This window comes from Azorhizobium oxalatiphilum, assembly GCF_014635325.1.
Classification (GTDB): Bacteria; Pseudomonadota; Alphaproteobacteria; order Rhizobiales; family Xanthobacteraceae; genus Azorhizobium; species Azorhizobium oxalatiphilum.
The window spans coordinates 118,934-133,346 of record NZ_BMCT01000002.1 but is presented as its reverse complement, the minus strand read 5'-3'; the positions used below and the strand labels follow the sequence as shown (position 1 = coordinate 133,346).

General features: G+C 64.9%; 12 protein-coding genes and 1 tRNA gene. 8 read left to right on the top strand and 5 right to left on the bottom strand.

The window, feature by feature from the left end; all coding sequences use genetic code 11:
- Nucleotides 1–2 precede the first annotated feature (2 nt).
- From IEW24_RS09135 to IEW24_RS09110, 6 genes are all read left to right on the top strand, one after another.
- On the top strand, nucleotides 3–1,208 hold the full coding sequence (locus IEW24_RS09135; RefSeq protein ID WP_188577709.1) for a branched-chain amino acid ABC transporter permease: 1,206 nt from the start codon (nucleotides 3–5) through the stop codon (nucleotides 1,206–1,208).
- Nucleotides 1,205–1,981 carry an ABC transporter ATP-binding protein gene (locus IEW24_RS09130; protein ID WP_210324171.1) on the top strand — a complete coding sequence of 259 codons (777 nt, stop codon included), beginning with the start codon at nucleotides 1,205–1,207 and terminating at the stop codon, nucleotides 1,979–1,981. The genes IEW24_RS09135 and IEW24_RS09130 overlap by 4 nt, the downstream gene beginning before the upstream one ends.
- A complete protein-coding gene (locus IEW24_RS09125; protein WP_188577707.1) occupies nucleotides 1,978–2,715 on the top strand; it encodes an ABC transporter ATP-binding protein in 738 nt (245 codons plus the stop codon). Before IEW24_RS09130 ends, IEW24_RS09125 begins: the two co-directional genes overlap by 4 nt.
- Before the next feature lie 115 nt (nucleotides 2,716–2,830).
- Entirely contained in the window at nucleotides 2,831–3,958 is a 1,128-nt protein-coding gene (locus tag IEW24_RS09120; protein WP_244644271.1) for a phenylacetaldoxime dehydratase family protein, read from the top strand.
- 376 nt (nucleotides 3,959–4,334) lie between these two features.
- Nucleotides 4,335–5,075 (top strand): class I SAM-dependent methyltransferase, encoded by a 741-nt coding sequence (locus IEW24_RS09115; protein ID WP_210324170.1) that lies wholly within the window; start codon nucleotides 4,335–4,337, stop codon nucleotides 5,073–5,075.
- 26 nt (nucleotides 5,076–5,101) lie between these two features.
- Nucleotides 5,102–5,482: a GtrA family protein gene (locus IEW24_RS09110; RefSeq protein ID WP_188577703.1), complete on the top strand. Its 381-nt coding sequence runs from the start codon at nucleotides 5,102–5,104 to the stop codon at nucleotides 5,480–5,482.
- Between the two features lie 8 nt (nucleotides 5,483–5,490).
- On the opposite strand, the gene IEW24_RS09105 is transcribed toward IEW24_RS09110, so the two are convergent.
- The 4 genes from IEW24_RS09105 to IEW24_RS09090 all read right to left on the bottom strand — a co-directional run bounded on the left by IEW24_RS09105 (nucleotide 5,491) and on the right by IEW24_RS09090 (nucleotide 10,095).
- Nucleotides 5,491–6,336: a class I SAM-dependent methyltransferase gene (locus IEW24_RS09105; protein ID WP_244644269.1), complete on the bottom strand. Its 846-nt coding sequence runs from the start codon at nucleotides 6,334–6,336 to the stop codon at nucleotides 5,491–5,493.
- Between the two features lie 101 nt (nucleotides 6,337–6,437).
- On the bottom strand, nucleotides 6,438–8,402 hold the full coding sequence (locus IEW24_RS09100) for an NAD-dependent epimerase/dehydratase family protein (protein WP_188577699.1): 1,965 nt from the start codon (nucleotides 8,400–8,402) through the stop codon (nucleotides 6,438–6,440).
- Nucleotides 8,402–9,325 carry a transketolase family protein gene (locus IEW24_RS09095; protein WP_188577697.1) on the bottom strand — a complete coding sequence of 308 codons (924 nt, stop codon included), beginning with the start codon at nucleotides 9,323–9,325 and terminating at the stop codon, nucleotides 8,402–8,404. The genes IEW24_RS09100 and IEW24_RS09095 overlap by 1 nt, the downstream gene beginning before the upstream one ends.
- Nucleotides 9,322–10,095 carry a transketolase gene (locus tag IEW24_RS09090; protein WP_188577695.1) on the bottom strand — a complete coding sequence of 258 codons (774 nt, stop codon included), beginning with the start codon at nucleotides 10,093–10,095 and terminating at the stop codon, nucleotides 9,322–9,324. Before IEW24_RS09090 ends, IEW24_RS09095 begins: the two co-directional genes overlap by 4 nt.
- 260 nt (nucleotides 10,096–10,355) lie before the next feature.
- Between IEW24_RS09090 and IEW24_RS09085 the strand changes: the two genes are divergently transcribed.
- Entirely contained in the window at nucleotides 10,356–12,197 is a 1,842-nt protein-coding gene (locus IEW24_RS09085) for a hypothetical protein (RefSeq protein ID WP_188577693.1), read from the top strand.
- A 467-nt stretch (nucleotides 12,198–12,664) separates the two neighbouring features.
- Nucleotides 12,665–12,741: transfer RNA gene (locus tag IEW24_RS09080), tRNA-Pro, on the top strand.
- Between the two features lie 90 nt (nucleotides 12,742–12,831).
- Here the strand turns inward: IEW24_RS09080 and IEW24_RS28720 are convergent.
- On the bottom strand, nucleotides 12,832–14,343 hold the full coding sequence (locus IEW24_RS28720) for a sensor domain-containing diguanylate cyclase (protein WP_188577691.1): 1,512 nt from the start codon (nucleotides 14,341–14,343) through the stop codon (nucleotides 12,832–12,834).
- Nucleotides 14,344–14,413: the final 70 nt, after the last annotated feature.

The window sequence follows — 14,413 nt, the reverse complement described above, 5'->3', positions numbered from 1 at the left end:
TCATGCGCTCGACCAATCTCGATGCCGCCATCGCCACCGGCGCACCGCCGCAGGCCCGCAGCCTGCCGGGTACGGCCGCCGCCATCCTGGTGCCTCTGGCCGCCTTCGGTGCGCTCGCCGGCCTGTTGCAGGTCCACGAGCAATGGGAGACGGGGCTGCTCGTCCTCGCCTTCCTCGCCGCGCTGGTGCTGCTCGATCGCTCCCGCGCGGGCCGCAGCCTCGCCGAGGCCTGCCGCACGCAATCCGGCATCGCCAGCACCTCCGCCGTGCTGGCCGCGCTGGCGCTGCTCTGGACCTTCCGCGAGGATCATTACAGCCTGCTGATGGTTGCCACCGTGGCGCTCTATGCGGTGGCGGGCGTCGGCCTCAACATCCAGATGGCGTTCGGCGGCATCGCCAATTTCGCCGCCGCCGCTTTCTTCTCCATCGGTGCCTACACCGCCGCCGTGCTAGCGGGCCACACCGGCCTGCCGCACCTGCTGGTGCTGGCGGCGGGCGGCGTGGTGAGCGCGCTCATCGGTGTCGTCATGCTGCTGCCCGTGCTGCGCACGCGCGGCCACTATGTGGCGCTCGTCACCATCGCCTTCGGCGTGCTGCTGCGCACGCTGCTGGAGGTGAACGACACCTTCGGCGGGCCGCAGGGCATGAAGATCCCCGGCTTCGCCCCGTTCGGCTCGGACTTCGGCGATGTCGCCACCATCGCCGGCTTCGACGTTTCCTTCTATCTGCCTTACGCGCTGGCGGCGGCGGCTCTGTTCGCGCTGGCCTTCCTCGCCGGGCGGATGCTGGAGCGCTCCTGGGTGGGCATCGCCATGGATGCCGTGCGCACCGACGAGATCGCCGCCTCCGCCTTCGGGCTCTCCCCGGCGCGCTGGAAGGCCACGGCCTTCCTCACCGGCAATGTCCTGATCGGGGTGGCCGGCGCGCTCTACGGCATGATGAACGGCTTTGTGAATCCGAACGGGGCCGGCTTTGGTGAGTCGTTGATCATGCTGTCCATCATCGTGCTGGGCGGGCTCGGCAACTTCTGGGGTGCCATCGTCGCCGGTGCGGTCATCATCATCCTGCCGGAAAAGCTCCAGTCCATTCAGGAATACCGGCTGCTGATCTTCGCCGTGGTGGTCATCGCCATCCTGCGCTTCCGGCCCGGCGGCATCCTGCCCCGGCCCCTGCGCACCCTCGGCCGTCAACAGGGAGGCGCGTCGTGACCGCTCTGCTCGCATGTTCCGGCCTCACCAAGCGCTTCGGCGGCCTGGTGGCGCTCGACGGGCTGGATTTCGCCGTGGCGCAGGGCGAGACCATCGGTCTCGTCGGCCCCAACGGCTCCGGGAAGACCACCTTCTTCAACGTGCTCACGGGGCTCTACAGCCCCACTTCCGGCGCGGCGTCGCTGGATGCGGTGGACATTTTCGGCAAGTCGCCGCAATCCATCGGCCGCGCCGGCGTTGCGCGCACCTTCCAGCGCTGCCGGCTGATGCTGGACCAGACCGTGTTCGACAACATCGCCCTCGGCGTGCTGCGCGCCAAGCCGCTCGGTCTCCTCTCCACCCTGTTCCGCCGGGGCCGCCTCAGGGCCGATCTCGACGCCACCATCGCGCGGGCGCACCAGCTCGCCTGCCGCTTCAATCCCCAGCTCGGCGCGGCGCTGTTCCGGCCCGCCGGCGACCTCACCATGATCGACCGGCGGCGGGTGGAGATCTGCCGCGCGCTGATCGCCAATCCCCGCCTGCTGCTGCTGGACGAGCCCTCGGCCGGCATGACGCCGGACGAGACCCGGCGCCTGATGGACGATCTGCTCGCCTTCCGCGAGGAGGCGCCCCATCTGGCCGTGGTGCTGGTGGAGCATGAGATGGATGTCATCCGCCGCGTGTCCGACCGCTGCGTGGTGCTGAATTTCGGCCGCAAGATCTTCGAGGGCCTGTTCGACGCCATGATCGAGGACCGCGAGGTCCAGACCGCCTATCTGGGGAGCGGACAATGAGCACAGGAGAGATCCCCGGCCCCCGCCAGCTCAGCGTGAAGGCCGTTTCCTCCGGCTATGACCGCGCCGATGTGCTCAAGCAGGTGTCCATCGAGGTGGTGCCCGGCGCTGTCACCTGCATCCTCGGCGCCAATGGCGCCGGCAAGAGCACGCTCATCCGCACCGTGCTCGGCCTCAATCGCGTGCGCACCGGCGAGGTGCGGTTCGGGGAGACGGTGCTCAACGACATGCCCACCCACAAGATCGTGGCGCTCGGCATTGGCGTCATCCCAGAGGGCAATCGCGTGCTGCCGCGCATGAGTGTGGTGGAGAACCTGCAGGTGGGCGGCCTGCTCCAGAGCGATACCCGCAAGGTCGCTGCGCGCATGGAGGAGATGTTCGCCATCTTCCCGCGCCTGAAGGAGCGGCGCAGCCAGCTCGCCGGCACGCTGTCCGGCGGCGAGCGCTCCATGCTGTCCATCGCGCGCGGCCTCATGACCGAGCCTGAGCTGGTGGTCATCGACGAGCCTTCGCTTGGCCTCTCGCCGCTCTTCGTCTCCGAGGTGTTCAACATCGTCCGGAGGCTGAAGGAGAGCGGCATGACCATCCTGCTGGTGGAGCAGAATGTACGGCAGACGCTGGATGTGGCGGACCATGGCTATGTGCTCTTGCAGGGCCGGGTCGTCGCCTCGGGGACGACGGCGGCGCTGCGCGAGGACACGGAACTGCACCGCGCCTATTTCGGTGTGCACTGAGGCGGGCCGGGACCACGACTGCATTCGCGCACGAGCGCTCGCATCATTGAGGGCTCCCCGTATCCGCCCACACGGGGCATGCTGCCGGAAGGCCTGAAGGACGAAAGAAACGGATATGGACGCTGCTGCCAGAGAGGTTCCCTCCCCCACCGATCAGGGCATCACCTTCATGGATACGGCGCCCGTCGAAGCCGTGGGCCCAGTCAGCCGCATTGCGCCGATCCGCAAACCGGACGGTTTCGTACCCGCGGTTCAGCGCTGGTCCTTCCTGCTTCCGGAGCATGAATCCACTTTACGCGTCGCCTTCTTCGGCGCGCAGGCTGCAACGGCGGAGGCTCTGGCGGCCCATCCACTGCACGACTGGGCGCGTGCCCATCTGGTCGGCCACCCGTCCGGCCCGACCTGCGTCGACCATGCCCGCTCGCGTCTGCCCGGCGGGCAGTTCGAACATGTGGTCTGCGCCTATTGGGTCGATGGCGCCGCCTTCGATACGTGGCGCAACGATGCCGCCGTGCAGGGCTGGTGGGATGCGCCGGAGCGGCTCCGAGGCCCGTTCGGCACATGGCGCGAGGTTCTGACCGTCCCGCGTGACCGGCAGGAGAGCATCTACTGGAAGGACTATCCCGCCGGACTGATGCGCAGCCCGGAGGTCTCGATCTTCCCCACCCCCTATTGCGGCTATTACGGCGCCATGCGCGACCGCATTCCGCTGGCCGCCACCGATCCGCTGGAGACGCCGCTCGCCGAGCCCGCCTTCCATCCGGAGCGGGCCGGCTTCGGCGAGCGCTGGCACGTGCGCGCGCCGGCCAATCTCGCCGTCATCCGCTCCGCAAACACCTGGGGACGGATGGATGCGGAACAGCTCGCTGATTACGAGGTGAAGCTGCGGGTGCCGCTTGAGGCCGGCATGGACTTCCTCGCCGACAATCCCCAACCCACCGGCTGTCTCTCGATGCGATGGCAAGGCACGGTTTCGGCGGACGGAGCCACCGTACCGGAGGAACATGCGCTCGCCTATTTCCTGTCGCTCGGGCACATGGAACGCTGGGCCGAAGGTCACGCGACTCATGCAGCCATATTCGGCGCGGCGATCCAGCGCTACCGGCACTTCGGCGCCCGCAACCAGTTGCGGACCTGGCACGAGGTCTACGTCCTTCCGGAAGGCGAGCAGACGCTCGACTACATCAACTGCGCCCCGGAAACCGGCCTGTTGCGCTGGTTTGAAGCCGACCGGATCGCATGATCCTCAAACGTGCCGCGCAAGCTCGTACTGAATGTGAGTGTCTGCTTCGATCACACCATCCCCCATGCGGAGCACGGAGTTCTTCGGATACGGCCTGGTCACAATGGATTAGGCACGTGGGGCAACGTCACGGAGACCGCAGGGGACGCCCAGCACGCGGAGGTGTTGAGCAGGGCCGATATATCCCCAACCAAAGGCCAAGCCTGGCGCTCTGCACCAAGCGGTGTGTTGGGACCGAGAATCTAAGTTGCGTATGCGCGAGTTGCTGCGATAACGAGCGATCGATGGCCTGTGGTGGGCTCCATGCACGCCCCGAAAGACGAGAATGGCAGAGGCTTTTCAACCCATCGCGGTGCGCCCCCCGGAAGACAATCGGTTGCTCTTCTGGACTCGCTGTCTCGTGGACCTGCAATTGTGGACGATCGTCCGCTTCCTGCGTGGCCCTCTGAGTGCGGTCAGGGGACAGGTGCTGGACGTGGGGGCCGGTCAGGCGCCCTGGACCGGCATGCTGGGGCCGGATGCTCGTTACATGGGCGTCGATATCGAAAAGGCCGACGCGTTCGGCATGATGAGGGTGCCGGGCGTCGTCTATTATGACGGGGGGCGCTTGCCCATGGATGATGGCAGTTTCGACACGCTGATGTGTGTCGAGGTGCTGGAACATGTCCCCGATCCCGAGGCGCTGCTCGCAGACATGCATCGCGTTCTCAAACCCGGGGGGCGACTGCTTCTCACGGTCCCATGGTCCGCGCGTGTCCACCACATCCCGCATGACTACAGCCGTTTCACCCGCTTCGGTCTCGCAAGCCGCATGGCCGCCGCAGGTTTCGTGGACGTGGAGGTGCAGGAGCGCGGCAACGACATTGCCGCCATCGCCAACAAGCTGATCATTCTCACGCTGCGTCTCATCAGGCCAAAGCCTCGGGTGCGTGCCCTCTGGTCGTGGCCTTTGGCCCTGCTGCTGGCGCCTGCCACGGTCGGCTTTGTCGTCGCCGCCCACATCAGCGTGCGCTGCGGTCTCGGCTCGAAGGAGGATCCGCTGGGCTATGGCGTCACGGCCACCAAGCCGGGCGGGCAGGTGTCTGGCGACGCGCGCCCTGCGGGCACGGGCCACTGACCGGCCGGCGAGGGCAATCCGGACGCATGCTGACATTCTGGAACAACCGCATCGTCCGCTACGTGGTCGTCGGCGGCCTGAACACGCTGTTCGGGTTCGCCGTCTATGCGGTGCTCGCGCTCACGAGCCTACCCACCTGGCTCATCCTCATCCTTGCGAACGTGGCGGCCATCTCGTTCAACTTCGCCACCACCGGCGGCATCGTCTTTCGTGATCTCAAGGCGCAGCGCATTCCGCGCTTCCTGATCACCTACGGCATTATTTTCCTGACGTATCTGACCCTCATCGAGGGACTGTCCCCGCTTGTGGGCGGACGCATCGTGGCAATGGCTATCGTCGTCCTGCCGGTTTCGGCGCTGAACTATGGCCTGCAGATGCTCTTCGTCTTCAACCGCGGCAGCAGATAGCCAGCCGCTCAGCGCGGGACGAAGCCGGCAGCCATGGTGTTCCCCACATTGACCGCCAGCTTCATCCGGTCGAGGCCCGTCCTGCCGCATGCCGCGCGGACGAACGTCTTGAGGGGCGAGGGAAGCGGTGCAAGGCGCAGCCAGTATTTCAGGCTGTATCTATTGTAGAAGGGCTTGAGGCCGATATCCTGATAGCCACAGCGGCTGAACAGCTCCCGCAGGCTGGGGCCGGAAAAGATCTGCATGTGCTCGATGTCGATGATCGGCGATTTCTTGCCGAGCAGTCGATTAACAAGGCTGGTGTAATCGTGCGTCACGGTCACGAAGGCGCCGCCGGGGCGCAGCAGCCGGCGCGCCGCCATGGCCGTCGCCTTGGGATCCTGCACATGCTCCATGGTCATGAAGCAGCAGATGAGATCGAAGGATGCCGGCTCGAAGTCGCTCTCGATGAAAATGCCCTCGCGCAACCAGTCGCGGCGATGGGCCGGTGCCGCGGCGATGGCGGCCGAGGAGGGCTCCACCCCCACCAGCGTCGAGAAGCCTTCCGATTGCAGGAATTCCAGCAGGATCCCGGTGCCGGAGCCGATTTCCAGAACGCGCTCCTTCTGCGCCAGTTTTGCGAGGATCGGGCGCATGGCCGCGATATAGGAGACGGCGGCGTCGGTTGCCTCTTCCGAACTGTCGTAGTCGGAGACGTGATAGGCCCGCGCCAGTTCGTCCTGCCCCGGCGGATTGCTCACATAGACGAGGTCGCAGCGTGAGCAGCGCATCAGCCGATGGCACATATATTCCGGCTCCTTGCGCGAGGCGAAGCTGAAGCCGGAAATCCGCGTGGTGTCGATATTCTCTTCCACGAAGAGCGAGGCCTGGGAAACCGGAGCGTCACAGACGGGACAAGAGCGAGCGGGCCGCATAACCATTCCTCAGAAGCGCCGGGACGGACCGGATCCGGTCATCAGCGTGACGTCCTGCCATCGGGCAGCATATCCGTGGACTGCCCGTTGCGGATCAAAGCGGCGCGGATCAAGCGCGGTCGCTGCTTGACCTCGGTCATGATCTTGGCCACGTACTCACCCACGATGCCGATCGCGAACACGTTGAGAGAGCCGAACCCGATCACTGCCAGCAGCAGCGTGGTGACGCCCCTCGGAGCGATGTCCGGCATGAATATCTTCAGCAGGATCGTGACCACCGAGGCCAGGAACGACAGGCCCAAAAGGACGACCCCCGCCGCCGTCAGCATGGTGAGCGGCGTGTTGCTGAAGGAGAAGATGCCCCTCTTCGCCCAATCGATATTCTTCAGCAGGTTGTTCGTCGAGCGGCCGAACATGCGCTCAGGCCGCACATAGTCCACCCCCACCTGCCGGAAGCCCACGTAGGCGCGGATGCCCCGCATGAAAAGGTCGCGTTCGGGCGAGTTGAGCATCCAGCCCACCACGCGCCGGTCGATGAGTGAGAAGTCACCGGCATCCAGCGGGATGCGGATGTAGCTGAAGGCGGCGAAAACACGGTAGAAGAGCTTGTAGAGCAAGCCCCAGTGCCACGGCATCTCCCGCTTCACGCGGCGGCCGTAGACCACGTCGTGGCCCTGCTCCCAGTGCGGGTAGAACTGCTCGATCAACTCCGGCGGATCCTGCAGATCCCCGTCCAGCAGCACCACGCCCTGCTTGGTGGACAGCTCCATCCCGCTGCGGAAGGCCATCTGTGATCCGAAATTGCGCGAATGCGAAATGCCGATCACCCTGCTGTCCTGCGCGCTGATCTCCTGAATGACGCGGGCGCTGTCATCCGGGCTGCAATCGTTCACGAAGATGATCTCGTAATCGATCTTGAGCCTCTGGAAGGTCTCCGTCAGCCGCCGGTACATGTGCGGAATGGCCTGCTCGTCCTTGTAGCAGGCGATGATGGCCGAGATGCTTCGGCGCCGGTTCAGGAAATTCCGCTTGGTGCCGGTCGCGAACTCTTCCTCGCTCAACGTCGAGACCCAGCCCGCCGTCGCGCGCAGGCCGGTGGCGAGGTCGGTACTGGCCTCCCAGCCGAGCAGGGTCTGGGCCTTGGCCGGGTCGCCGTACCAGTCCGCCAGATCCCACTTGCGCGCTTCCATTTCGCCGAAACGCGGCTCCTGGGCGATGCCGAACGTCGTGCGGGCAACCTGCGCCAGCTCCGCAATGGTGGTCTTGCGGCCGGATGCGATGTTGAAGCTCTCGCCATAGAGATCGGGCTGCATCTTGGCGGCAGCCATGATGAAGGCGGCGCAGGCGTCCGTCACATAGAGGAAGTCACGCGAGGTGTCCGGGTCCACGAAGGGCGGCAGCTCGCCTTGGCTCGCCCGGCGCACGAGGGTCGGGATCAGGCGGGATGTGTCCTCCAGCGGCCCATACACCGAATAGAGCCGGAGATTGACCGCGGGAAAATTACGGAACTTCCCCATGTAATGCAGGAATGCCGCCGCATTCACCTTCGAGACGGCATAATGGCTGTTCGGCTCGCAGGCATCCTCTTCCTTCGGTCCCGCGCTGTTCAATCCGTATTCGGAAGAGCTGCCCGCATGGACATAAGCCGACAGCGGAGTAGCGGACAGGCCCTGCACGAATTCCACCAGTGACTGAACATTGGTCTTGTGGATCCGTGCCGGGTCTTCCTCGAACGAATAGGCGCCATAGGCGACGCAATCGAACACCGTCTTCGGCGCCAGCGAGGCGATGAGGTTCTTGGCGGCCACGGCATCGTTGAGGTCGGCGGCGACGATCTGCGCGTCATCGACCTCGGCCAGACGCCAGCCCTTCTCCCGCTGCACGCAGGCAAACACGTCCCGCCGCTGGGCGGCGATCATCTTGAACAGGTTGGCCCCAATGAAGCCGGACGCGCCGGTGACGAGGATGGGGCCATCCAGGGCACGAATGTGCGAGATTAGCGGCATCAAGTGATCTCTGACTGTTGCTCGGCGACCACCGCGAGCACGCTGTCCACGTCGAGGCCGGACTGTGCCCGCAGGAAGGCCTGCGATCCGTATGTGGCGTAATGGTGCGCGCGGGCGTGGACATGGGCGAAGCGCTTGGGCGAGATGCCCTGCGTGGCCATGAGCAGGGCGATTTCCGATCCGAGCCCGCCACGCCGGACATGCTCCTCGATGACGCACAGGCCATCGCCGGCCCGGATATGGGCGAGCAGATCGGCTGGCATCGGGTTGAGGTCCAGCGGCAGTTCCGAGACCACCCAGAAGTTCGGACGCAGCGGCTCCGGGAGCGCGCGGAAAGCTTCGATATAGGTGCCGGCGACCGGCCCGACGGCGACCACCGCCATTCCGCCGCCTTGAACCAGTTGGCGCCACGGCGCATAGGCGGGTGTCTCGTAGCCCGCCGGAACCTCGCCACGGCCAAGACGGATGTAGCAAGGCGTGGATGCCTCGCCTGCCCGGTCGATGGTGGCTTTCAGGTCCTCGTCGAACGCGGGGACGAAGGCACGCATATGCGGCAGAGCCAGCAATATGCCGTAGTCCTCGATGGCGTGGTGCGTCGGTCCCATCACCCCATAGCCATAGCCACCGCCATTTCCGATGAGCTTTACGGGCAGATTATGGAAGGCGATGTCATTGCGCACCTGCTCGAAAGGCCGTGCGTAGCAGAAGGGAGCAATGCTGTAGGCCCATGCCTCCATGCCTTCCCGCGCGAGGGCGGCGACGACGGAGATCATATTCTGCTCGGCGACGCCGGCATTGATGAACCGCTCGCCCATGGCCTCCTGAAGCGGTACCAGGGCCATGAAGCCGAGATCTCCGGTCAGGAATACCATGTCCGGCCGGCTGGAACGCAGCACCAGCGCGTCGCAAAGCTGCTGTCTCATTGCGCCTCGATCTCCTGAAGCGCCCGCCGATAGTCCTGCTCCTTGAGGGGCAGATAATGCCACTCCATTCGATCCTGCATGAAGCTGACGCCATGCCCCTTCTGGGTTTCCAGAATGATGACGCGACAGCTATTGCCGGGCGCGTCGAGCGCTGCCCGGATGGCCTCCGGATCATGGCCATCCACGCTCTGAAGCGCGATATCGAAGCCGGCGAGCTTCTCCGCAAGCGGCGACATGGAGGCCACATCTGCAGTGCGGCCGAAGCCCTGGAGGTTGTTGTGGTCCACGAGAACCGTGAGGTTCTGCAGCCGGTGATGGGCGGCGAAAATCAGGGCTTCCCATGTGGAGCCCTCCTGCCATTCTCCGTCGGACGTCAGGCAGTAGACCATCCCGCTCCTGCGCCCGAGCTTCAGGGCGAGCGCGGTGCCGGCGGCGAGCGACAGGCCATGCCCAAGGCTGCCGGTGGCAAACGGGATGCCGGGGAGACCCGAGGCGGGCGGATGCCCTGCCAACAGGGTGCCGTCGCGATGGAACTGCGACAACTGGGCATCGGACAACAGGCCGCGACTCCAGAGCGTGACGTAAAGGGCGCCGGCTGAATGGCCTTTGGAAAGAATAAAGCGCTCCGACGGGCCCATGTATTCGTGATGTAAAACAAGCAGGGCATCGAGGCAGGACAGGTTGCCACCGATGTGCCCGACCCCGCTTTCGTAATGCATTTGCAGCAGCCGCTTACGGGCCGACCTGAATGTTGCGGCGTGGATCGTCATGCCCGGTTCACGCTGTGAATCGAATGCAAGAGCCGGCTGCAATCAAATTGATCGCATTCGATTCGTTCGTCCCACATGCCCCCCCCAGAGACTGCTGCGCAGATGCGCAATGCTCTAAACTACCACAAGGACAGAGGCCATAGGGGTCAGTGCGTTTGCTGCGAATCTTCTTGCGGATGCAAACCAACCTGTGACCGGAGAAAAGGCCGACAGCTGACCGCCTGCTGTCGCGGTGACACCGCGCAGACGAGTGCGTATAGGTGCCATCTCTGGAAGCGATGTCTTTGAGGGAAGTGATGCCGCAGGGGGGAGAGGGGAGCGATCGCATCCGGCGCGAGACCTCCGCGATTAAGGCCGCTCCCGTAGCCGGCATCCTGTGGGACAGGCTGCCGCTGATCTTCGCGGTCACGAACCTGCTTCTTCTTGGGTGGATGCTCGCAGGCATACGGCACGCCAACCATGATGACCTCTATTTCGAGATTGTGGCCCACAATCCCGATTTGCCCTGGACGCAGGTCGCGATCTGGGCGGCGGAGCTGCAACAGCGCACGACCCACCTCTTCAACGTCCCCATCGCCCTTGTCGGGGTCTGGATCGGGAGCACCTGGATTGGCGAGTGGGTCTATCAGGCCCAGTTGCTTGCCATGGGTCTTCTGGCCTTCCTCACGCTCCGACGGCTGACGGACGAGGCGGTGGCAGCGGGCTGGCTTGCGCTCACCTGCGGTGCCTTCGCGATCCATTATTACTTCATGGCTCCGCCGGGCTATCCTCTTATCGGGCTGTTCTCGCCGAGCCTGTTCCTGCTCTCGCTCTATCTGCTTTTGCGCCACATCGAGCGTCCCTCGCCGCTCTGTCTTGCGGGTTCCCTTCTCGCCTCGCTGATTGCCGTGGGGTGGCCGGAATACGATTTCATCATCTTCACCCTTCCGGTGGCCGGAATTCTCGTCTGGAAGACGTCTGGCACGCGGCGGCGACGCCTGCTGGGGCTCTATGGCGGCGTGTGGCTGATCGGCATCGTGTTCTATGCCTCCGGAAAGCTGCTTTTTCCGGCCGGTTCGGATGCGGCTCGGGTCACGCCTTCGTTCGATCTCGTTGCCCTCGCGAAGACCTTCCTGACCCTGTGGCCCAAGGCCATACTGCCGTTCGGTCTCGTGGAGGGCATCAGACTTGCCCAACAGGCCGTGCCCGGCGTCCCTGCCCTGCCCGCCCTGATCACCTTCCATACGGTCGCAAGGCTGCTCTTCTCGGATCCGGCTTTCCTTGCGGTCCTGCTGGCATGGGGAGGTGGCTTCTGGCTGGTGCTGCGGAAGGTATGCGCCCCGCAAGGGGCCCTGTGGGCGCTCTTGGCGGCGGGCATCATGTTCCTGCTGGCTCCTACAGCCGTCTTGTCCTTGTCCGCCACCTATCAGCACACCGTGCTTGCCGGATACATCCAGGGTCATCTGTCCAGTGGCGTCGCGCAGGTTGGATTTGCAACGGTGGTGTTTAGCGCCAGTGCCTTGCTGGCGTCGCGCTGGCGTTCCAGTCTGGTCTGCGCTCCGCTGGCGTTGCTGATGGCGGCCATATGTGTGCTGTCGCTCGGCTACAATCTGCTGATGCGCGATGCGCTGGCGGCCAACAATCAGCGCTGGGCGGCCTTTCATCTGGCCGCTCAGGCCATCCCGGCCGGATCGAAAGTGGTTGCCCCGACCTTCTGGGGTAACAATGGCGTCTCCGCGGTCCCCGCCACTTTGCCATTCGGTATGGCCAATTATTGGACCTCGTGGGCGCAGCTTATGGAGGGCCGGCCCCTCGACGTCCGCCGCCCGGATGAAACGCCGCAGGACGGTTACGTCCATATCGCATACGCCCCCTCGCCGTCCGGCGCACCGCTGGTGCTGATTCAGGACAGTTCGGGTCTGATGCTGCTCTCGCAGGTGCCGCGAAATCTGGGGGACTGGCGGGCATCAAACTGGGAATGCGGGGCCTATTGCCGGCTCAACCTTCCCGCGACGACCTGGGAAGAGGCCGAGAAATTACTCCGGACGACGGAGGCCGGGGCGAATGGGCTCCTGAGCCGTTTGCTGCTGAACCGAGATGGCGCTTTTGGGGGCTTGCGCTAGCGGTCCCGGCTTCCGCCTCTGTGTGGCCGCTCCGATAGAGTGGTCCGGGTGCAATCTTGGTTCATGAGCCTTGCTGACGCGACGGTTGGTGTGGCCGGCTCGCCATAGTGCCGCCGGCACATGCGCATGACAGGCTTACAATGCGTTGGAGTTCAACCGGACCACGCGATGGGGGCCAGCCACTCATCAATGACTCTCTGGCGCGCCCGCCGGCATGAGCCCTAACCCCGGAATTTTCGAGTTCCGTGTGGCCTGAAGACGGGGCGCACGTCAGCCAACCGTCAGGGCGAACCAGTTGCTGGATAAAGGTCGGGGGCAACGTCACATTTAAGGAACAAGTCCGGGATTTTTTCGGGACCCCATGCGCTCAATCGTCATATTTGGTGCCATTCCGTTCCACTTATCCCCGCACCGCACTTGCTTGCGGAACACAAAGAACGTAGACACGCCAAGCCTTCAGGCCATGTCGGAGCATAGCGCAGCCTGGTAGCGCATCTGCTTTGGGAGCAGAGGGTCGCAGGTTCGAATCCTGCTGCTCCGACCATTCCCCCCTGAACCGGCCCACGCAGATACCGCTAGACACCTGCGCATATGGGCGTCTGCCGGCACGTTACGGCGGCGGCCGAGAAGCGCCCTACCGTGCAACCGTTTCGTCGAAGGGCTCCATGCCCTCTTCGATGCCGCAGGCTTCCACCCGGTCACGGCCACCGCGCTTGGCGCGATAGAGCGCACGGTCGCTGGCGCGGAACAGATCTTCCACGCTCGACACGGAATCCGGCACCACGATCCCCGTGCCGATGCCGACACTCACCGTGCCCGCCACCAGCGTGCCGGCGACCATGGTCCCCCCGTTCAGAGCCTGAGCCTGCAGGCTGGCGACACCTTCCCGGATACGGCTGGCCACCGTCAGCGCGCCCGTCTGGTCCGTATTGGCCAGCAGCACGGCAAATTCGTCGCCGCCATAGCGCGCCACCATGTCACCGGGCCGCAGCAGCGAGGCTGCGATCGTACTGGCGATGGTGCGCAGCACAGCATCGCCGGCCGCGTGGCCCAGCTTGTCGTTCACCGCCTTGAAGTAATCCACGTCGATCAGCATCAGCGACAAGGGCGCCAGCATGCGGCGGGAGCGGTCCCATTCGCGCTGCAGAACCTCGTCGAAATAGCGGCGGTTGGAGAGGCCCGTGAGCACATCCGTGGTCGCAAGGCGCTCCAGATCACGCTCCACATCCATCTGGCGGTCCAGAACCCGCTGAAGCGACAGGAAGAGCGCGATGATGATGAAGCAGGCCAGCGTGCCCAGCCCGAAGATGGTGGCCGCCTCGGTGATCCAGCTGTCCAGCACGTCCGCATGGGAGAAGCCGACCACCAGATAGAGGGGGAAAGAGCCAATCTTCTCGTAAACATAGGTTCGCTCGATGCCGTCCACCTTGGACATGGCATTGAAGAGCTGCGGTGCGCCGGAGAGCACCTTCTGCATCACCTCGCTCCGGCTGAGGTCCAGCCCCACATTCCACGTGCCATCGGTGGAGGGCACGCGCGTCAGGACTGTTCCGTCATCGCGCGCGATGCCGAGGACGGCGCGCGGGCCGAGGTTCACGCGGCCAAGCAGGTTGGTGAAATAGGCCAGCCGGATGGCGCCGATCAGAACCCCCTTGAAATGTCCGTCCGCATCAGACCACCGCCGGCTGATGGCCACGCTGTGATCGCCCTCCCGCAGGCGGCTCACATAGGGTTTGGCAAGATAGGGGCCACGCTGCGTATTCACATGGACCCGGAAATAATCCCTGTCGGCGAAATTTCCGGCGCGCGGCGGCCAGCCCGCATTGTCATAGAGCACATCGCCATTCTCCGAGAGCACCAGCATGGCGCCGAGGTCCTCGGCGCTCGCCGCGCGGTCGAAAAGCGTGCTGTTGCGCAGGCGCGGCTCCATCCCGCTGAGATCGAACTGCTCGACCGTCTCCTGAAGGCCCGCCAGCGAGAGATCCACGATGTTCAGGTTGCGCGCGATGCTCACCGACAGGGTGGCCGTCGCATTCTCGGCGGTGCGCACCGCCATCTGCCATGCCGCCGTGCGCACCTGCCAGAGCAGATACCCCTCAAGACAGAGGATCGTCGCCAGCGCGAGCCAGACCGCGCCAATGGCCAAGGTCCGCGATCTCCGGGTGATCTTCCTGCGCCGCCCAGCACCACGCCGCCCCGCTGAAGCGAGGCCGGAC

What these genes read in the sequence shown, in the direction of transcription:
- IEW24_RS09100 (WP_188577699.1), bottom strand. Translation starts at nt 8,402, where the DNA reads ATGCCGCTAATCTCGCACATTCGTGCCCTGGATGGCCCCATCCTCGTC.
- IEW24_RS09090 (WP_188577695.1), bottom strand. Translation starts at nt 10,095, where the DNA reads ATGACGATCCACGCCGCAACATTCAGGTCGGCCCGTAAGCGGCTGCTG.
- IEW24_RS09135 (WP_188577709.1), top strand. Translation starts at nt 3, where the DNA reads ATGCGCTCGACCAATCTCGATGCCGCCATCGCCACCGGCGCACCGCCG.
- IEW24_RS09110 (WP_188577703.1), top strand. Translation starts at nt 5,102, where the DNA reads ATGCTGACATTCTGGAACAACCGCATCGTCCGCTACGTGGTCGTCGGC.
- IEW24_RS09120 (WP_244644271.1), top strand. Translation starts at nt 2,831, where the DNA reads ATGGACGCTGCTGCCAGAGAGGTTCCCTCCCCCACCGATCAGGGCATC.
- IEW24_RS09125 (WP_188577707.1), top strand. Translation starts at nt 1,978, where the DNA reads ATGAGCACAGGAGAGATCCCCGGCCCCCGCCAGCTCAGCGTGAAGGCC.
- IEW24_RS09095 (WP_188577697.1), bottom strand. Translation starts at nt 9,325, where the DNA reads ATGAGACAGCAGCTTTGCGACGCGCTGGTGCTGCGTTCCAGCCGGCCG.